Raw genomic sequence first — 20305 nt, forward strand, 5'->3', positions numbered from 1 at the left:
AACATATTGATGCGGATAAGCTAAGGCCTATCCGCATTTTTTATTGAATGGAGGTACAGGTATAAAGATGCCAGTTCCCTGTCTGTATATTGCGCCGTCATCTTCCAGGGCATATAGCGACTATCCATTTGTTTTCCCGAAGGTTTTTTGCCGCTGCGCAATGCAGTAAAAAATTGCTGCTGTGTCCATTTGCCCGGATCACCGGACGGCGAGATATCAGGAACTTCAGGAAAACCGGGAGCTACAGGATCTCCTCCCCTGAAATCCTGACGGTGGCAGCCTGTGCAGGAAACGGACAGATATTTACCTAATGCTATGCTTTCTTTGTCTTCTGAAACCTCCTTTACCGCGGCTGCCTGATGGTCGATTTTCTCTACTGACAGTAAATCAAGTTTATCAAAAAAAGTGAGTACCTTCCCCATGGGCCCAATTTGCTTTTCAGGCAGGATGTGATCAACAGGAGATATCGTTTTACAGTAAGCGATGATCGCCCGGAGATCTTTTTCAGTCATTAAAGCAGATTCCTGTGAGGGCATCAGCCATAAAGGCTGCCCCTCTTTGCTTACGCCATGCTGAAGAGCCATCATCCAGTCCTGGTCAGAGAAATCAGCCGGCAGGCCACCTTTGCCCCTTGTGAGATTGGATGCGGGAAGGATAGCTACCATTTTATCGTCAATGATCAGCTGCCCGTCCAGATGAGCACCATGACATTCATTACAGCCTTTGATAGCCAGCAAACGTTTACCCCGTAACAGTACTGAGCTATCTGCTGAATCAGGAAGCATTGCCACATTTTTTTTGAAGCTGTACCGGGAGTTGATGCGGTTGTTTACCGACCATGAAATTAGTCCATAGGCAAAAGTCAGCAAAATCAAAGCTGAAAGGACAGTGATACCTATCCACTTTAACACTTTTTTAAACATGAGAGAAATTTAGAATCAAGAGACATTTATTTAGCCGCAACGTCCTAACCTGTTTTCTAAATTATGATAAAAATTAAATATAAGCAAGCCTATCATTACACAAATACCTGTAAAACAATTCTTTGCACCAAATATACTCGCTCACCATATTATATTCAAATCAATCCCAGGCTTTATATGTTATTAATCAAATTCTCACATTATGAAAGCAGTAACCATCCATAAATACGGCAGTGCCGATGAATTGATCTATGAAGAAACTGAAAACCCAGGCCTTCTGCCAGACGATGTACTCATCAAAGTTTATGCAACGAGTGTAAATCCGGTAGACTGGAAAGTAAGAAGCGGAAATTACCCGGGTGCGGATCAGAGAGCCTGGCCGGTGATCCTGGGATGGGATGTATCTGGCACCATCGAGCACCTGGGAAAAGAAGTCACAGGATTTCAGATTGGGGATGAAGTCTATGCAAGACCAAATACCAAAAGGCAGGGCACCTATGCCGAGTATGTTGCCGTCAATTACAAAGAAATAGCATTAAAACCCAAGTCGATAGACCATATCCATGCAGCAGCTGTACCCCTCGCAGGAATGACGGCCTGGCAGGGCTTGTTTGACCATGGAAAGCTCCAGGCAGGACAGAAAGTATTGATCCATGCAGCGGCAGGCGGTGTTGGAATTTACGCTGTACAACTCGCTAAATGGAAAGGTGCCTATGTGATCGGGACTGCTTCTGAAAGCAATATAGATTTCCTGAAAGACCTGGGAGCTGATGAAGTTATCGATTACAACAATGAAGATTTTGAAGAAAGACTGGGGAACATCGATCTTGTGCTCGACCTCATCGGCGGAGATGTACAATTGAAGTCGCTCGAAGTGTTGAAACCAGGAGGCATATTTGTCAGCACACTCGCCATCAAAGACGAGGCAGCCATTGCAGCAAAAGGTTTAACCGGCGGCAGGTTTATGACTCAGTCAAACCCGGAAGATCTCAGGAAGATGGCACAACTGATTGACGAAGGGAAACTCAAACCCATCATTTATGATATCGTTGATCTGAAAGATGCAGCCGAAGCACAACGTACTATAGAAGAAGGACACGTAAGGGGTAAGATTGTACTGAAGGTGGTAGATGATAATTAAAACTTAGTGTATAAAGCGAGCTGAACAACATTATTACTGGTATTGTTGTTCAGTCCTTTTATAGCCTGGTTGAGGTATCCGGCTTCAATATCCAGATGTTTATTTGCACGGTATCCCGCTGCTATATACGCCCTGTTCTGATCAAATAATTTATGATTAAGTTCATCCTTATGCTGAACGTTAAAGAAAAGTTCATTCTGTAAGGCCACAAAAAATCCTTCCTCAAAATTTTTGGCACCTTTTTCCAGCGGGATGATAAAGCGGGTAAAATACCGGAAACGCTGCGCAAACAGCTGATCTCTTCCTGATCTCTCTATAAATCTTTGCTCCAGCCTGAACCTGTGCTGGGCAATAATGGTACGGGCAGTTTTATGTTTGTATACATATTGTTCCCAGATCCTGTGTTCAGTGAGTAAATTATCGCGAGAGCCTTCAACATGGGGAAACGTTTGAATCAATGCGTAACCCAGGGTGAGTTCATTCTTACTATTTGCATAGTAGGTGATTCCTGGTCTGAACAGGAAATTTCTGACTTCCGCCCATTTATCCGCGGAACGCACCTGCACGTCGGTATATACGCCCCATTTATTACTGATCTTCGTATTGTTCAGCAGGAACAGCCAGCCACTGCTCTGATGTACGGTTTGGGCATGTGCAGAAGCAGCCAGGAAAAGAATTAAGCTGAGAAGGCCAATCAAAATACGCATAGGGTAATATTAATATATTTTTGGCGTATGCCAAAATTAAAAATGCCGCTCTGCAAAGCGGCATCATATATTTAGTTATAACGCTAATAAAAGGATTTAGCACATTGATATTGCGACATCTGAAGGCTCAAAATACTGAGGCAACAGGTTATCCAAAATTGCATTTGTAGCTGGAGTTTCACGATCAGCCTTTAAAACTACCGGATTACCTGCTGAAATTGCTGCAATCACAGGGTTAAGTAGTAAGATCAGTGAGCTGTCTGAAATTTCACTGATCGACAAATCATAGGGCTCATAGGAACTGTCACCTTTGAGACCTGAGGGAGCCACCCATTCCCGCAGCTGTGAGCGTGTAAATTCTATAATGGCAATAGGTGCACTGATTTCGCACATCGGCGCTGAGGCCGGTACTTTGTAGTCTTTTCTTATTGCATCACAGAAAGCGTTTTTGTTTTCCTTCAGCATACGTTCCAGATGGTCGAGTTGCCTGATACGCCAATGGTAAGATTTCCTGATACTGGTTTTAAGGTTTACTTTCTGTTTGCCAAAAAGATCAAGGAATTGAAGCATAGCTTTTATTGTTTTAAGTGGTTCAGATATCAAATTCAAATCTCCGTATATGAAACAGCAAAATCATGAACATATGTTAAGTTATACGACACTGCCGTTATGTGACAATAACGTTACCATTAATCATATTAGTATAATATGTTAACATGATAAATATGGATCTCAGAAATTGTATATTGGAATACCACACCTGTTTGAGGGTCAGTCAGGCTGACCCTCAATACTAGCGATCTCAATCAAAAAAATGATTTACAAATTGATGCCACGTTTTGAACAGGGCCAGACATCATAAAAAATATTGAGTATACTGGTAATGCTGATTATTTCTTATCAACAATTAAGTTAAGGATAATTCTATTTTAAAAAAAGGGGCATATGCGCCATTATTTCTGCATCACCATCACCCCGTTCATGATAAATGTACTTCCGCCATCAGCCACTATATTATACACCTTCTGCGTTCCGCCGGCACGCTCATCTTTCTTCCAAACCTGATAAACATCGTATTTACCGGTCAGTTCATTCAGGCATAAAACTTCCTGTCCTTCTTTCAGCTCTCCCATTTTACGGTTGCCTTCGCGGGTCATCATAGGATGATTAGGTGTAGCCTGCAATACTTTTGCGCTCAATTGGATCTCCATACCAGTATTGGTCTGTCTGTGTGCTGACGCGATAAGCACCAGGCTGGTCAGTGCATAGTTTTTAGGCTCATGCGTGGTCAGTTCCTTAACGGTAACTACTGAAGCAGCTTTTGTCTGGGGATCTACAGTAATAACCTGGTCCCCTGGTTTTACATCTTTCAGCATCTTCGTTAATCCGCTGGCCATTGCCACTTCTTCATCCCCGGGAAAACAGATGTCACTTCCGTAAGTAGCCTCCTCTTCTGAAGGCGCCTTCCCATTGTTCAGGACCTTGTATTGCTGAAAACTGAGCTCTCTCGACAGGATATAGGAGAGCTTAAGCACAAAATTCTTTTCCTCTTTATTGATATTGTCTATATCCTGGAAGTATTTATCCCAGACTTTTCCATCAGCAGTATAATCGGGTACCACAGCCTTATAGATCTTTCCTTTCTCAGTGGTATAAAAAACCATCAGGCCAATTTCCTGCATCCCCTCCTTCGCAATCAGCTTGTACAGATCGATCCGCTTTTTCAGTCCGTCATCACCCGTAATAAAAAAGGGTTTACGTGCCTGATAGCGGTCCAGAATATAAGTATTATCAAATTTCACGTAGGTGTCCTTATCAAGATCTGCAACAGTATAGTTTTTGGCTATATCGTATTCTGCCATGGTTAAGGGACGTGGATTAGCTTTTTGCTGAGCCTGTAAAGTATGAAAGGCCGCAGCCAGGATTACGCTTAATATAATTCTTTTATACATATAATAAATAAGTTAGGAGATCTGTTTAAAGGCATCTGCAAACAGCTGCATTTCTTCCATTTTCCCAATGCTTACACGGCACCAGTCTTTGTCGTTAAATTTCCAGAAGCGGATCCCTACCCCCCTGTTGGACATTTCTTTTGCAAAACGTGCGCCTTCCATCCTGATCGGGAACATGACAAAATTGGCAGAGGAAGGAATGTAATCGTATCCCTCTTTTGTGAGTACCGAGTACAGAAATTCCTTTGAAGCAAGTGTTTTCTTTAAGGCATCTTTCAAAAAGTCTTTTTCCTGGTATCCGGCAATAGCAGCTGCCACTGTTGGCGCAGAGATGCTCATATTTCCTACCGAATACTTCATCAGGTCTTTCAGCGTATCAGGCTGTGCAATCACATATCCGCAGCGCAGGCCGGCAAAACCATACAGTTTAGAAAAGGTACGGGCTACGATGATATTACTGCCTGCCTTTACCATGCTGATCATGCTCGCAGCCTGCGGATCAGGTAGGTAGTCAATGTATGCCTCATCCACAAATACAGGAACTTTCCTGCTCACACGTTCACAAAAAGCTTTTAGTTTTTCTGTATCCAGAACTGTACCTGTAGGATTGTTTGGATTACAGATATAAACCAGTCCTGTTTTATTTGTAATCTTTGCTTCCATCGCGTCCAGGTCCATTTTGTACTCGGCAGTCAAAGGTACCTTAACCCACTTCGCGCCGAGCAGCTCGGCATCTGAGGGTAAACTGCTGTAGGAAGGATCTCCAGTGATGATTTCCGACCCGTTCCTGCCGTAAAACATGGCAGAGGCCAGCAGCAGTGGTGAAGATCCTGCATCCATGAGGATACTGGATTCCGGAACGCCTTCGTAAGCAGCAATTTTGCCAGTCAATTCTTTCATATGCATAAAGGGATACTGGTAGCTGGAATCCAATGCTTCCTGTATAGCTTTCTTAACATTAACCGAGGGGCCAAAGGGATTTTCATTGGCTAATAACCGGGCTTTCATAACCGGCGTAGCCTCTAAAATGGCCGCCTGATCTGCCAGACGGTCGTTCAAAAACGTTTGCTGTATTCTTTTCGGCACTGCAGCCAGTGTACTGATTGCACCTGAGAAGAAGGCCGTGCCTCCGGCCAATATAGCTGTGGATTTAATCCAGCTGCGGCGGTTGATTGAGTTTGCCATGATTGAGAGTTTTTTGGTTATTATCCTTTAGTTGTTTTTGTCGGGTATGCTATTCGTGCTTCTGTTACGCGGCCGTGTATACTGGCAACTACACTTCTGGCCGATTCAAATGCGCCGGCCATCCAGGCATTCAGATAGGTAAGGTGCTCGCCGGCAAAATATACGTTGCCATCAGGTTTCAATAAAGCGGGATATGCATCTCTACGCGTGTCACTGGTGTAAACTGCCCAGCCACCCATATTGTATTTTGTTTTATGCCAGCTGACAGAGAAGGAGCTTTCAAACTCCTTATCATACTGCGGATGAATAAGCCTTCCCTTTTGCAGGGCCAGCTTTTCACGGTCGGCATAACTTAATTCGCCAACCTGTTGCGCTTTTTCATTAAAGTTGTAGTAGCCTATAAGGATCCCCTTTTTATCCAGGTAATCATATGAAGGATAAAAGATCTGGGTAAGTTCGTTATTGGTGTGGGTGATGCCTCCATATATATGTTCGTCCTCTTCCCAGAAGCGGCGCCTGAACTGCAGCCCGATCTTTCCTGTCTGGTTGTAGGATATGTAGTCAATCGCGCGGCTCACATCTGAGGAGAAATTGCTGCTGATATTACTTAAAACAGGTAATGGTATGGTGCAAACACACATATCAGCTTCCAGTTCATGTATACCGGCGGCATCTTTGTATGTTACTTTGACGCCATTTGTCACATTATGAATCTGGGTAACCTCCGCCCCCATTTCAATCATCGGGGCTATCTTTTTCTCCAGTGCTGCGGCAATCCTGTCCATCCCGCCCACAGCCTGGAACATCGTCATCTGCAGTTCATAGGTATATTCTGCAACATTATAGAAATCGGGATCCATCAAACCTGAATGCAGGATATCTGCCAGGGTATGCGGATCGGCAATTCTGCCTGATTTGTTGCCCGCACCGGGAGCGTCAATATATCCCCGGCGTGCGGAAGCTTTGTACAGCTTATCTGCATCCAGTCCGCCTTCTGCCATCAGGTATTCAATGATCTTCTGCCCGTCTTCTTTCGTTAAAGCACTGTCCAGGTTTCCGTGATCCATGCTTTTAGCCAGCATTTCTGTCATATATCCCCGCACATCACTATGGATTTCACGGTTACGGATTTTTTTATTGGATAAGGGCCCTTTGCCTTCGGCAAAGAAGTATGCACTTTCATTTACATTGTTATATACCTGAATAGGAACCCCAAGTTCTTTGCAATAGTGAAGTGTAAGTTCATGGTTATGGGGAATACGCGAGGGACCTGCATTAAAATATAAACCCTCGTCAAATTTAGCGGTTACCTGAGGCTGGTCTTTTTCGGTATGCCGGGTGTTATTCCTGATACTCCAGCACCTTCCTCCGGTTCTTTCCCTTGCTTCGAGCACTGTACACTGGTATCCCAGCTTGGCTAACTCATAAGCGGTCGTCATTCCTGCCAAACCAGCACCCAATATGATTACCTTTTTGCCATTTGTAGTTCTTTCGAGATTAAAAGCGTGGGCAGGCACCGGTTGCATTAAGCCTAAAGCCATCATTGCAGGAAAAGCACTACCCGCCAACAGGGTACTTTTACTGAGAAAGTCGCGTCTGGTTATAGATTTCAAAATAATTGAGAGTTTGTCTTATAAATTTAGCGAAAAATAACTTTATAAGGTAATTATTTGTCCTCAATAACAGAATTTGCATTAAAAAATTACATTATCACATAAATGTCAGACATTAAAACAATTTTTAAACAAATTACGGGTCTTTAAAACAAATATTATCTTTGATAAACTATAAATTATGAGCAATCAGGGAATTTGTACACATCTGAATACAATTACAACTGTTAATATTGGTGATGAAAATGTTTGTGAAGAATGTATCAAAATCGGGAGCGATTGGGTACACCTGCGTACCTGCCAAACCTGTGGCGTAACACTTTGCTGTGATCAGTCGCCACAAACCCATATGACCAAACACTTCAGGCACACCGGTCATCCTGTAATTGCTTCTGCCCAGCCAGGCGAAAGATGGCTTTGGTGCTACGTAGATGAGCAGATGCTGGAATATTAACTATGTGCAAAATATCGCCGCTGATAATTGATCTGACCAAGATGATAGGTAAGATGCGAGGACAGGTGAACCAGGATAAACTCTATGGTCTGTTCCGGATGAATTGATAAAATCTCCCTGGGATATACAGCATCCATTGCTTCTTTCCGGATCCTGGATAAGGAAAAAGATATTGTTTCCAGGAGTTCCTCCAGGATGACGATAAATTCCTCACGCGTAAAGAGCCTTGCCGAAAATTCCGCTTCCCTGTCTCTTACATAGCCGATATTTCCGAAAGGATTACCGATATAGGTTTTCAGGTTTCCGATCAGGTGCTGGACAAGGTTTCCTGCGGAATTGGTTGTTCCGGGCAAGACTTTCCAAAGGGATTCTTCATCGTGATAACCCTTCAGCTCCTCTATTAACCTGTTAATATCTCTGGTAAACAGGATAACATAATAATCGATATTCATTTTACAAAATTTAATGATACAAACATTATTACTGTGAATTGGTTTTGCCTATAATGAAAGGGATTAAAAAACAATATCTACCTACAAAAATCTGCCCGGTATGCAACCGCCCGTTTACCTGGCGGAAGAAATGGGAAAAGAACTGGGATGAAGTAAAATACTGCAGTGATAAATGCAGAGGAAACAAAGATTAAATTAACTAAGCTCAAAATTTATAAAAAACCTCATCAAATGAAACTAAAAACCTTCGTGCAGCTCACAGCAGCTTTTTTACTGCTACTTATTACAGACAGTTCTATTGCAGGCGCGACCTCTAAAAGAGCTCCTGCGAAACAGTTTTATGAACTGGTAATCTATCATCTGAAAGATCAGGCGCAGGAAGAGCGCATAGATAAATATCTGGCTGAGGCATTTGTGCCGGCAATGCACCGCTATGGCATTAAAACGGTTGGTGTTTTTAAAACAGCAAATATTGATACCGCTGCAGACAAAAAGATCTACGTACTGCTTACGTACAGATCGCTGACGGAATTTCATCAGATCAACAGCAAACTAAACACTGATCAGGAACTGGCAGCAGCAGGAAAAGACTTTACAGATGCTGCCTTTGACCAGCCGGCCTATACCAGGAAAGAGTCTGTACTCATGGAATCTTTTTCGGGCATGCCGAGCCTTAGGAAACCACAGTTTTCCAATGACAGAAAAGAACGTATCTATGAATTACGAAGTTATGAAAGTGCTACCGATAAGTTGTACCGCAATAAACTCAGCATGTTTAACGACGGCAACGAAATGGCGATTTTTGACCGTATAGGCAGCCAGGCTGTATTTTACGGAGCAGTACTGGCCGGAAGCCATATGCCCAACCTGATGTATATGACAACCTATACAGATATGAAATCAAGGGAAGAACACTGGAAAGCTTTCGGTAATGATCCGGACTGGAAAAAATTGTCAGCCATGCCGGAATACCAGCATAATGTCTCCAGGAATGTGATTGAATTCCTTGTGCCAACCGGATATTCGGATTTTTAGCCCTGGAAAATGCTGAATTTCTTATATTAGTGTTGCCTATTTCAGCGCTCTTATGGAAACAAAACAACGTATTCAATCCATAGATATCCTGCGGGGTCTGGTCATGATCATTATGGCATTAGACCATACCCGGGATTTTTTTCACATTACTGCTGCAACAGCTAACCCGCTCGATCCTGCAACCACAACTACCGGCCTGTTTTTTACACGCTGGATTACCCACTTCTGTGCACCGGTGTTTATTTTTCTGTCCGGTATGTCAATCTACCTTTCGGCGCAACGTAAAACTACAGCAAAAGCCGGATCATTTATGATCAAAAGAGGTCTCTGGCTTATCCTTGCGGACATCCTGATCATGACTTTCGGACTTACTTTCAACCCGCAATATTCACTGATCTTTCTGCTGGTGTTCTGGTCGATAGGCTGCAGCATGATCCTGCTGGGGATCTTCAGCCAGATATCAAAGAGAGTCGTGCTGATCCTCGGCCTGCTGATTGTCTTCGGGCATGACCTACTCAGTCTCGCAGAGCTTCCCAAAACCGGTACCACAGCAGTACTGATCCAAATATTTCTTACCGGGGCAGCCACAATAGTGCCACTGAATTCAACTCATCTGATTGGATTTTTCTACGCCATACTACCATGGACGGGCATTATGTTTCTCGGTTATTCTGCCGGGGCCTGGTACAAAAAAGATTTTCCTGAAAGCACGAGGAGGCAATACCTGCAGTTTTCGGGCGCAGCTCTCTGCCTGCTTTTTATTGTGCTCAGATCAATCAACATATATGGTGATCCCTCTGCGCGGCAAGTATACCCCAGCCTGATCCAGAATGTTTTTTCTTTCCTGAATGCGAGTAAATATCCGCCGTCCCTATTATTTTTCTGCATGACAACCGGCCCTGCACTTCTGCTGTTACCAGCTTTGGAAAACGCATCCGGCAGGGTTGCTAAAGCTGTTGCTACCTATGGCAATGTACCATTCTTCTACTTTGTAGTACATTTCTATTTTCTGCACCTGCTGCTTGTAGCAGCATTTTTCCTTAATGGTTACGGAACAAAAGACATCGTTCAGTCACCTTTGTTTTTCAGGCCCCGGAATTTTGGATTTAGTTTAATTGCCGTTTACGCGATCTGGTTATTTGTTGTAGCTTCGCTATATCAACCCTGTTTGTGGTTCAAAAGATATAAAACAAAGCACAATCAATGGTGGTTAAACTATGTATAACTCAGTAAAAATCAGATCATGGATACTACTCATCAAGACAACCCATATTACTCAAAAACAGACGATACCATCCTGCACGTGGATAATGCCGAATGGAAAAAAATCCTGCCTTCGGATCTGTATGCTGTAGCCAGAGAAGCAGCTACAGAACGTGCTTTTACAGGAAAATACTGGGACAGTGACGAAATTGGCGACTACTACTGCGCTGTCTGTGGAAATCACCTGTTTAAATCAGACGCGAAGTTTGCAAGCAGCTGCGGATGGCCGAGCTTCTTCGAGGCGATCAAACCAAACAGCGTAATTTATAAGGAAGACAATGCTTATGGCATGCGCAGAATTGAAGTTACCTGCGGTCGCTGCGATTCGCACCTCGGACACATCTTTAACGACGGCCCTGCCCCTACCTATAAAAGGTTCTGCATGAATTCAGTTTCACTGGAATTTGAACCCGGCTAAGAAATTGCGCCTAGCGCGCAATTTTTGCCCTTAAAGCTTTCAATCCTGATACTCCCTGAAGGTCTTCTACTTCGAAGAGCTCCAGCCCCTCCTGCAAAATACCTTCCGACTGCAAAATCCGGATATACTTTATATACTCATCTTCCTCGTTGTCACCAGCGTATACAAGTGTTATCTTACCTGGTTCGGTAATCCGCTGCTGCGTATCTTTTATATGTGCCTTATCAATCCGCTTTTTCACAATCTCAAACCGGGCATTGTAACTCCCATCCACATCAAACCGTTTTTCGTCCATTCTGAAACGGATATCTATCTCAGTATTGTAGATCAGGATCAGTGTAGTTACCTCCAATGAATAAGGGAGGCTGCTCTTCAGACATTCATGGGTCTTTTCCATTTCACAAAGGACCCTGATTTGCCACAACCGCAGCTGGTGCAGCAACTGAATTTCGAACTTACGACGTGGCGCTATAGATGCACCGAGATATAGATTATGCTCTACACCATCTGTTTTAAACCTTTCGTAATAGTGCGGAAAGATGGCCTGTGCCTCTATCTGCCTGCTGTCAATTAATGCCGCCAGTTTCTCATTGATCGTGGCAATAGTAGTTTCATATTTTCTGCGGTATATATGGAAACTGCCATTTTCTTTTTCATCTTCAGCGAAATAGCCGTCGATTACAGGTTTGAGATTTTCATCACGCAGCTGCAGCAGATAACGATGAATCTTGTTCACCACATAGTTATGGATCAGCTGTTCTGTATTTGTTTTCAGGGGCAGCATTAAATCCTGGAGAAAGGCCTTCAGCTGCAGTTCCTCTTCCAGGAAAGATTCTGCTTCAGACAGGTTACTGATCTCTTTTAAAACCGACAGCAGTGTTTTCAGCTGATGCTGAAGGTCGTTCTGCACACTGGAATTCCGTACTTCAGAGGAGCCTTTGATATCCACCTGTCCATACAAGGGATAAACATCCGGAAATACAATTTCTTCCAGTTCAGCAGGCTCGGCGTCTTTAGGTTTAGAGAGCACAGATTCAGCTTCTTCCTTAAATTTCCAGTAGACGCTGTTGTGTATAGTTGTATATTTCTCCTGGATAAACGCCTGTATCTGGTTTTCCAGTTCGCCGATCAACCTGTCTATAGAGTCGGTCAAAAATGGCATTACCACCTCAAGTTTATTGGCATTGATACTGTTGAGCTCTTTGACCCTGGGCGAAACCAGTTCGAGTACGCCCAGCAGCACATTGTTCTTAATAACTGGTGCCAGAATAAAACTTTGAATATCCTGAGCGAGCAACAGGGCTGCAAGCTGACTGTCAGGATTTGCAGCCTGAAATTCTGCAGTGTCAGAAATAGCAAAAAACTCTTTTCCCTGGATCAGCTCCTGAAAAGAATTGATACAAAGGATTTCTTCATCACAGCTTTCCTCATCGTCCCTTAAGATAAAACTTTTCATCCTGTGGCCGAAATTAGCCGCTTTGAAGACTCCCCTGTGCCGGTTAAACACAGTGAAGCCAATCCTGATGTCGGCTATTCTGTAGATTGACCTGAAAATAGACTCTACACTTTGCTGAAAATTATCGGCATTCAAGACCAGCAGCTTTTCCTTGAAGATTGAAACTGCGTTTTCAACAGTAACATCAACCAAAGTCATCAGGGAAAATCCCCTCAGGAGCCAGCTTTCCTTCGGAAATTTGGTTCTCCACAGCTCCAGGTCATCATAATTATCCACCAGCCGGTCGATCTCCTCCTGGCTGATCGGAAGTGCCCGGTCTGTAGGTGAGATGTCCATATAATCGGCGTTGTAAAGGATCCTGTAGTGTTTTACAATTCCGTTTTCCATGGGAATATCACAGAACAGCGGTTTGAAGAAATCCAGGTGTGTGCCGTAAAATTCATTCAGTATAATACAGCAGCTCAGCACGTATGACTGATGGGTATCAAAATCCCTGATATTGAGTTCAAAACCTGGCCCTGCCGCAGCCAATATACTGCTGAACCTGTTTGTATGGTTAAAAATATCTTTTCTGTAGGGCAGACTGATTGCTTTGATCTCATTGTTACTGAGCACCGGCGGAAAATAATCATGCATCAGGCGTTTGATCAGCCCTGAATTTTCTGCGATCTGCTGATCATCCCTGAGCCCCTCCCTCAGTTCGGGATGCAGGGCAACTTCTTCCAGCAATTCCCTGGCCTCCCGGGCACGCTCTCCCGCTCCGTTTGCTGCCTTTTCCCAGTCGCCAATCACCTGACCGAACGAAAGCTGCACTAAAAAAGGGGTATCGAGATAATTCATAAGTATAGGGGAAATCAGGTCAGTGCCTGTTCAGCTAATTTATGGATTTTAAAAATAAGGAAAGTAATATTGTTGTAATTAACACTATTTCAGCGTTTTCTGCCTGGATACTTCCGCCGTGCTTCCTGGCGGGCAGCATATATCTCGCTGATCACAATGTTCATCTTCAGGATCTCCTGAATAAGGTCGTATACCACTGCTACATCGTTGTCTGAGGTGTCCAGAAATTCGAACTCTTCCCAGCCTGTACCATAAAATCCATTGTCCATTGACATTTCTGCATCGATCTCCTGGTGGATGATCAGCCTGCACAAAAAGAAAAATGCATTGGCCGCAGTAAATGGTAACTCCATTATAGCTATTGAAATACTGTCTTCAATCAGCCCATCCGCATAATAATACAGATCAGCGTACATCTGATTTGCAAGTGCATGAATTCTGTTATTGTTATACAGTTCTTCGATGTCAATGGCGTACATAATCCTGAAGGTATCGATGGTATGATCAATCAGCGCAATACACTTATTGATGGCTTTTGAAACGTCATCATCTGAGGCCAGCAGCACCTGGAAGTGCATGTGTACATCAACGTCATCTTCTTCCAGGGCCAGTAACTCAGGCATGTCCTGTTCCAATACCGATTTGTAACCATATTCTGCAAATTTCACTGTCGTAAAACTCAGAATATGGATCACAATAGGAATGATATCCTCTTTAGCATACCTCGTTACAGCCATAGCGTAAAATTATATTTTAAATATAATATCCTATATCAGATATAACAAAATTTCTTCTGGTATTGATTATTTTAACACTTTAATCAGGCCCTCCTGATTAATACTAACTGTACTTTCCCCACTGGCTTTTACGCTCAGGTAAAACTGGTGATCGGTAGCTTCCATCTCCAGCGTATTGCTTTTCCCATCCAGTGTAAATTCAGGTGAGATAGCCAGCTCCTTTAATGAAGCCGCATATTTTCCATTCTTTTCCAGGTATTCCTGCTGACGGTAATAGGTCATCCAGAGATAGTTTCGTTGTTTCTCTGCATAAGGCATCACAAAATCAGCCTGTGAACCACCATCAGCTGCCTGGCTGAAAGTCAGGTAGCCCCAGCGCTCCGGGTAATGCATAGCGATCAGCCCCTGTGGCGACCATACCCAGTTATGTTCCGGCAGGTTTTTCCCCTCCGCATCCTTGTTTTTGATGTACTTGCCTTTACTTACTGTGGTGCCCCATTGTACCCTGGAGAAGTTGATCCGCCAGAGATCGCCCTCTGCAGGACTTTTCTTTAAATTGAGTTTATCGTATGGAATAGCCAGTTCAACTGTCCAGCCCTGGTCTTTATCTCCCGGCCTGTTTACAGTTCCCTGCACTTTTACTGCAGAACGAACGCCCGATTCCCAGCTGGTTAATCCCTGTCCCCCGTTGCGGTAAGCTTTCGGCAGGAATAAATCCCATATGGTATTGATGGCATTCACTTCCAGCTCGTAATACTGGTGTACAGTGTTTAAAGGATCGATAAAAATCTCGAAATCATCATCCTGGAATACCACTTCATCATGATTTTTTACATATGCCCAAACATCCGGATCTTTTATAACAGCTGCTACATAGAGATAGTCTTTATCCCAGACCATTTTACAGCGCGTTTTATAATAAGGCACCGGTTGCTTGTCGCCCTCGATATCCGTAAAATCATCAGTCCAGGGCACGTTGGACCAGACCCCGTCATTGAGTTCACCATCGATTACAGGTGCGGTTTTAGCAAAACCAGCCGAGTAATGTTTTGGAACAGTAAATAGATGTTCCAGGCCTTTGAAGGAATCCTGCGCCTTTGCAGAACCGGCAAAGAACAGGGGAAGACAGGCCATTGAGAGCAAAGCTGTCGTTTTCATCATATCAGATTTTATGCTTAACACGTTTGTATGGTTTAAATGATCTTGGCATTCCGGTTATACCAGATCTGTGATCCGGGATAATCATGGGGAAAATAGGAATTTAACCAAATAATCCCTCAATTATCTCTAAAATAATACGCGATTCTTTAGCGCTTTCCGCCCGTTTTTTACGGCTTTTGAGCATTTCCAGAAAATATCGGACTGACATGCAGTGTATTGCCATTTCTTTTCAAAAACGAAATCCCAAAAATCTTCAAACTCGTATATTGGGGTAGTTATAGATTACAAATTCACCCTATTTTTGCCGACGTTCTAAATGAGAAGATGGATTGCTGCTGCCTGGTTAACCTCGTTAATGGTAATAATTTTCAGCTTTTTCTGGTATAATCAACTGGTATACAGCTTGCCAACACCAATTCCTGCCCAATATAAAGCAGTACAAAACGGAGCAAAGATCCGTTTGGGAAACGATCTGCGTTTTAACAATGGCAAGCCTGTTTTTCTGCACTTCTTTAACCCTGACTGCCCCTGTTCCCGCTTTAATATCGATCAGTTTAAATCACTGGTAAAAACATACCACAAACAGGTGAATTTTGCAGTGGTACTGATGACAGCCAAATCCTATACCGCCGGGGAGATCAAAGAGAGATTCGGGATAACAGTACCTGTAGTTTCAGACAGTACAGTTGCAGCCTCCTGCGGAGTTTATTCGACCCCCCAGGCTGTAGTGCTGAATGCCCGGAGCGAATTATATTACAGGGGAAATTACAATAAAAGCAGGTACTGCACCGATAAGAAAACCAGTTATGCCAACATTGCATTAATGGGCATCCTGCATCAAAAAACGACATTGCGCCTGGATCAGTATGCACTGAAAGCTTATGGTTGCACATTGCCTAACTGCCAGCTCTAATGGACAATACATTGATCAATGACCCTTTTCTTGATGTAAGCCATTCATTGGAGGCTTACCGGTTTAATGTCAAAAAGAGATCTGACAAACTGATCAATTACTTTCTGATCGCTTTTTTTATCTCGGGATTGTTCCTGGCCAGCTTTTATGGTACCTGGAATATTGCAATTGGTGTTGGCAGCCTTACGCTACTAGCCTATTATTCTATTAAATGGGCGATGCCTGAGTCAAACCTGTACCAGTATGTACTAAGCGTTTGTCTCGGTATTTTCATGGCTCAGTTTATCTACCAGATGCATGGCATGTTCGAAATGCACTTTTTTGCCTATATCGGAAGTGCCATCCTCATCACTTATCAGAACTGGAAACTGCAGATCCCCATGCTGATCTTCGTGGTGATACACCATATGGGCCTCAATTACCTGCAAAGTGTGGGCTATAACGGGGTTTATTTTACAACATTTGATTACCTGGAATCGCAAGCCATCATTATCCACATCCTGCTTACTGCGGTAATTTTCTTTATCTGCGGACTATGGGCACATCATTTGCGTAAATACAATGGCACGCAGATGGCCATGCTTAATTACATACAGGAGAAAAAGGCGCACCAGGAAGTTCTTGAAAAACTGAACAACGAACTCAAGATATCCAATCAGGTAGCCATCGATGCCAGGCAGGAAGCTGAGCGTGCGGCACAGGCCAAAAGTATTTTCCTGGCCACGATGAGCCATGAGATCCGCACGCCAATGAACGGTGTGATGGGCATGACCTCTCTACTCACAGAAACTACTTTGAATGAAGAACAGCGCGATTATGTAAATGTAATCAGCACCAGTGGCGAAGCGCTGTTAAATGTGATCAATGATATTCTCGATTATTCCAAGATCGAATCAGGGCACCTTGACCTTGAGGAGCAAAACTTTGAACTGCTCAAATGTATCGAAGATGTAATCGATCTTTTTACCAAACGGGCTGCGGTGCAGAAACTCGATCTGCTCTACGAAATTGACCATAACCTGCCGGAAATACTGATCGGCGATGGTTTCAGGCTCCGCCAGATCCTCATTAACCTGGTGAGCAATGCAATGAAATTTACAAGGCAGGGTGAAGTTCACCTGAGTGTGAAACAGGTTGCAGCAGAGGGAAACATGGTGACTATTCTCTTCGAAATCAGGGATACCGGTATGGGAATACCCGAAGAAAAGTTATCCAAACTCTTTAAACCCTTTTCGCAGGTAGATTCTTCCAATACCCGTAAGTTTGGCGGTACTGGTTTAGGCCTGGTGATCAGTGAGAAGCTGGTAAATCTCATGCAGGGCACTATCAGTGTGAAAAGCAAACAGAATGAGGGAACTGTGTTTTCCTTCACGATCAACACTGTCGCCGGCACTGCCGAGCCTCAGATTGCTGCATTCAATGATCCCAGCCAGAATGCCGGGAAGAAAGTACTTGTAGTGGACGACAACCACACGAACCTCAGGATCCTGAAAGGCCAGCTGGAATTATGGAATTTTATTCCAACCATCTGTAACAGTCCGCTGGAAGCCCTTGAAATACTTTCGTCAGCTGTAAGCTTTGACCTCGTCATTACAGATATGCAGATGCCCGATATGGACGGTGTAGACCTGGCTCAAAAGATCAGGGAAAGTTATGCAGCCCTGCCCATTATCCTGCTCAGTTCTGTAGGTGACGAAAGCAAACACAAATATCCTAACCTGTTCTCTGCAGTATTAAACAAACCTGCCAAGACCAAACAGCTCAGGGGGGTAATCCACCAGACCTTACACTTACAGACTACCGCAAAACAGGCAAAAGAAACAGCTGCCACCATCCTTAAACCTGATTTTGCGATCAGCTATCCACTCCAGATCCTCCTCGCCGAAGATCATCCTATCAATCTGAAGCTTGCCATGAAAATCCTGAACAAGCTGGGATATGATCCCGACTTTGCACAAAACGGGCGGGAGGCTGTGGAGATGTATACGCATAAAAATTACGACCTGATCCTGATGGATGTACTGATGCCGGAAATGGACGGACTGGAAGCCACAAGGATCATCAGAAGTTCCAGCGGAATACAGCCAAAGATCATTGCAATGACGGCTAATGTGATGTCTGAAGATAAAAATGCATGTTTTGTAGCAGGTATGGACGATTATCTTTCAAAGCCCCTGCACATTGCTGCGCTGCTTGACCTCCTGACCAGGACATCGGTGGAAAGGATTCAGCACAAATCTTTTGATGGCCTCATCGGCAATCAGGAAAACACCGTTTAACTTAACCTTTTGCCGCTCATCAGTTTATCTACCGCTTCTTTGAATGAACCTGCAGGGCTAACCTGTCCTGAATTGATAAAGTAGATCTCATCTGCATTTTCAATAGTATTGAGCCTGTGGGCAATCACCACCAGGGTAGTTTCCTCAGGCAGGTTATCCAGGATTTGCCCAAGCAGTTTCTCGGTAATAGTGTCTATATTAGCCGTAGCTTCGTCGAGGATCAGCAGCTCCGGCCTGCGGAGGACTGCACGCATAAAAGCGATCAGCTGTTTCTGCCCGATGCTCAGGCTTTCCCCTCCCGAAACAACCGGAGTGTCCAGTCCCTGATCAAAGGTACTGAGCAAGCCTTCTAATTTCGCTTCCTGCAACACTTCCAGAAACTGTTCATTTGTAAATTTATGGTACCTGGAATTGCTGTACAGTATATTTTCCCTGACCGTTCCTGTAAACAAAAAAGGCTCCTGCAGGATAAAACCAATCCTCTCTGCACGCTCCTCATCTGTATAACTGCGGATATCTCTTCCCTTTAATAAAACTGTCCCTTCAAGGGGGTCGTACAAACGAGCCATGATAGATGCCGTAGTTGTTTTACCTCCACCCGTAGGACCAACAAGTGCATAGGTCTTTCCCTTCTGCATCTTGAAACTGATGTTGTGCAGGATTTCGAAGCCTCCCTGGTAACCGAAATGTACGTTCCTGAATTCCAGTAATGCTGTATTGTGCTCTTCAGGTGCATGATCAAATACGGTGACGAGGTTACTGCTCAGAGACAGGATCTGCGAAATCCTGTCCCATCCCGCCAGGGCCACCTGAAAACTTGTCCACAGCGAAGCCAGCTGCCGTAAGGGGTTATAAAAGTTGGTTGCATAGGAAAGATAACTGACCAGCAAACCAATGGTAAAATTACCCTGGATGATCAGGTAAATCCCAAACGACAATACTGTTAACTGTGCAACCGATGAAAACAGGCCGAATACAGGAAGGAAAATATTATTGGCGAGTCCGGCAGCTATGGCCGTCCGGTAATTTTCGCGGTTTGCAATGTCAAATCTTTTCTTGAAATAATCACGGCGGTTGAAAGCGATGATCACCTTAAAATTATTGAGGCTTTCCTGTATTTCGGCACTCATGCCGCCCGTACTCTTTAAGTTCAAAGCATTCTTGTGTTTGACCCAGGGTGATATTCCACGGGTAAAAATGAGAATGATCAGGGCAGGTACCAGTGTGGCGAGGCCCAGTTCAAAGTTAATAACCAGTAAAAATATACCTGCACCGATCATCGTAACGATACTGCCGATGAACTGCATCAGGGATTGGGAAAAGAACTGGCTCAGTTTATCCGTATCATTGTTTACCCGCGAAATCAGATCGCCGGCCTTATTTTCATTAAAAAATGCAACCGGCAGCTGCTGGATCTTATTAAAGATGCTGTTCCGCAGTTCAAATATGATGCGCTGCCCTACCCCGCCCATAAGACTGGTCTGGAAATAACTGCTCACAAAAGCCACCATATACATCACGAATAAGATGCCCGAGAAGACCAGTACACCGTGGTATTGTTTAGTCTGGATATACTTGTCTATCGTAAGACCAATCAGAAAAGGCCCCAGCAAGTTGAGTGAAGAATTCAGTAAAATAGCACAAACAGCCAGGACGATCTTTTTCCTTTCCTGTTCTACTAGCTTTAACAGGCTTTTTAATCCGGCCCAGGTAGAAGTTTTCACCTCTGAGGCAGGCAGACTGTTTAAATTATAGTTCATCATTCTTCCCGGTAAT

19 protein-coding genes are annotated in these 20305 nt (G+C 43.9%); 8 read left to right on the forward strand and 11 right to left on the reverse strand.

Annotated features, from left to right (window positions below; all coding sequences use genetic code 11):
- Positions 1-20 precede the first annotated feature (20 nt).
- Positions 21-923, reverse strand: a complete 903-nt coding sequence (locus ABWY16_RS03600; RefSeq protein WP_353903285.1) for a c-type cytochrome — start codon at positions 921-923, stop codon at positions 21-23.
- A gap of 202 nt (positions 924-1125) precedes the next feature.
- On the opposite strand from ABWY16_RS03600, the gene ABWY16_RS03605 reads away from it, so the two are divergent.
- Entirely contained in the window at positions 1126-2064 is a 939-nt protein-coding gene (locus ABWY16_RS03605) for an NADP-dependent oxidoreductase (RefSeq protein WP_353903286.1), read from the forward strand.
- On the opposite strand, the gene ABWY16_RS03610 is transcribed toward ABWY16_RS03605, so the two are convergent.
- The 5 genes from ABWY16_RS03610 to ABWY16_RS03630 form a co-directional block, all read right to left on the reverse strand.
- Positions 2061-2771: a DUF2490 domain-containing protein gene (locus ABWY16_RS03610; protein WP_353903287.1), complete on the reverse strand. Its 711-nt coding sequence runs from the start codon at positions 2769-2771 to the stop codon at positions 2061-2063. The two genes, ABWY16_RS03605 and ABWY16_RS03610, sit on opposite strands and share 4 nt — an antisense overlap.
- 96 nt (positions 2772-2867) lie before the next feature.
- Positions 2868-3341: an aldehyde dehydrogenase family protein gene (locus tag ABWY16_RS03615; RefSeq protein ID WP_353903288.1), complete on the reverse strand. Its 474-nt coding sequence runs from the start codon at positions 3339-3341 to the stop codon at positions 2868-2870.
- Between the two features lie 383 nt (positions 3342-3724).
- Positions 3725-4723 (reverse strand): Hint domain-containing protein, encoded by a 999-nt coding sequence (locus ABWY16_RS03620; protein ID WP_353903289.1) that lies wholly within the window; start codon positions 4721-4723, stop codon positions 3725-3727.
- A gap of 12 nt (positions 4724-4735) precedes the next feature.
- On the reverse strand, positions 4736-5908 hold the full coding sequence (locus ABWY16_RS03625; RefSeq protein ID WP_353903290.1) for a pyridoxal phosphate-dependent aminotransferase: 1173 nt from the start codon (positions 5906-5908) through the stop codon (positions 4736-4738).
- Between the two features lie 20 nt (positions 5909-5928).
- Entirely contained in the window at positions 5929-7521 is a 1593-nt protein-coding gene (locus tag ABWY16_RS03630; protein ID WP_353903291.1) for a flavin monoamine oxidase family protein, read from the reverse strand.
- A gap of 181 nt (positions 7522-7702) precedes the next feature.
- Here ABWY16_RS03630 and ABWY16_RS03635 point away from each other — a divergent pair, with 181 nt between their 5' ends.
- Positions 7703-7975 carry a UBP-type zinc finger domain-containing protein gene (locus ABWY16_RS03635; RefSeq protein WP_353903292.1) on the forward strand — a complete coding sequence of 91 codons (273 nt, stop codon included), beginning with the start codon at positions 7703-7705 and terminating at the stop codon, positions 7973-7975.
- Here the strand turns inward: ABWY16_RS03635 and ABWY16_RS03640 are convergent.
- Positions 7972-8427 carry a DUF1572 family protein gene (locus ABWY16_RS03640; RefSeq protein ID WP_353903293.1) on the reverse strand — a complete coding sequence of 152 codons (456 nt, stop codon included), beginning with the start codon at positions 8425-8427 and terminating at the stop codon, positions 7972-7974. The two genes, ABWY16_RS03635 and ABWY16_RS03640, sit on opposite strands and share 4 nt — an antisense overlap.
- Positions 8428-8480: 53 nt before the next feature.
- Between ABWY16_RS03640 and ABWY16_RS03645 the strand changes: the two genes are divergently transcribed.
- The 4 genes from ABWY16_RS03645 to msrB are packed head-to-tail and all read left to right on the forward strand — an operon-like array spanning position 8481 to position 11143.
- On the forward strand, positions 8481-8621 hold the full coding sequence (locus ABWY16_RS03645; protein WP_353903294.1) for a DUF2256 domain-containing protein: 141 nt from the start codon (positions 8481-8483) through the stop codon (positions 8619-8621).
- 37 nt (positions 8622-8658) lie between these two features.
- On the forward strand, positions 8659-9462 hold the full coding sequence (locus tag ABWY16_RS03650; RefSeq protein ID WP_353903295.1) for an NIPSNAP family protein: 804 nt from the start codon (positions 8659-8661) through the stop codon (positions 9460-9462).
- Positions 9463-9514: 52 nt separating this feature from the next.
- Entirely contained in the window at positions 9515-10687 is a 1173-nt protein-coding gene (locus ABWY16_RS03655) for an acetyltransferase domain-containing protein (RefSeq protein WP_353903296.1), read from the forward strand.
- 18 nt (positions 10688-10705) lie between these two features.
- Complete coding sequence (gene msrB, locus ABWY16_RS03660; protein ID WP_353903297.1) at positions 10706-11143, forward strand: peptide-methionine (R)-S-oxide reductase MsrB; 438 nt, start codon at positions 10706-10708, stop codon at positions 11141-11143.
- Positions 11144-11153: 10 nt separating this feature from the next.
- Here msrB and ABWY16_RS03665 read toward each other — a convergent pair whose 3' ends face one another.
- From ABWY16_RS03665 to ABWY16_RS03675, 3 genes are all read right to left on the reverse strand, one after another.
- Positions 11154-13439: a GAF domain-containing protein gene (locus ABWY16_RS03665; RefSeq protein WP_353903298.1), complete on the reverse strand. Its 2286-nt coding sequence runs from the start codon at positions 13437-13439 to the stop codon at positions 11154-11156.
- Between the two features lie 89 nt (positions 13440-13528).
- The gene (locus tag ABWY16_RS03670) at positions 13529-14176 is read right to left on the reverse strand and encodes a hypothetical protein (RefSeq protein ID WP_353903299.1); all 648 of its coding nucleotides are present in this window, start codon (positions 14174-14176) and stop codon (positions 13529-13531) included.
- 66 nt (positions 14177-14242) lie between these two features.
- Positions 14243-15337 (reverse strand): carbohydrate-binding family 9-like protein, encoded by a 1095-nt coding sequence (locus tag ABWY16_RS03675; protein ID WP_353903300.1) that lies wholly within the window; start codon positions 15335-15337, stop codon positions 14243-14245.
- A gap of 355 nt (positions 15338-15692) precedes the next feature.
- Between ABWY16_RS03675 and ABWY16_RS03680 the strand changes: the two genes are divergently transcribed.
- Both ABWY16_RS03680 and ABWY16_RS03685 read left to right on the forward strand, forming a co-directional pair.
- Positions 15693-16250, forward strand: coding sequence for a peroxiredoxin family protein (locus ABWY16_RS03680; protein ID WP_353903301.1), 558 nt, complete (start codon positions 15693-15695; stop codon positions 16248-16250).
- A complete protein-coding gene (locus ABWY16_RS03685) occupies positions 16250-18529 on the forward strand; it encodes a response regulator (protein ID WP_353903302.1) in 2280 nt (759 codons plus the stop codon). The genes ABWY16_RS03680 and ABWY16_RS03685 overlap by 1 nt, the downstream gene beginning before the upstream one ends.
- On the opposite strand, the gene ABWY16_RS03690 is transcribed toward ABWY16_RS03685, so the two are convergent.
- Positions 18526-20292: an ABC transporter ATP-binding protein gene (locus ABWY16_RS03690; RefSeq protein ID WP_353903303.1), complete on the reverse strand. Its 1767-nt coding sequence runs from the start codon at positions 20290-20292 to the stop codon at positions 18526-18528. The two genes, ABWY16_RS03685 and ABWY16_RS03690, sit on opposite strands and share 4 nt — an antisense overlap.
- Positions 20293-20305 lie beyond the last annotated feature (13 nt).

The organism is Pedobacter sp., from assembly GCF_040513095.1.
Lineage (GTDB): Bacteria > Bacteroidota > Bacteroidia > Sphingobacteriales > Sphingobacteriaceae > Pedobacter.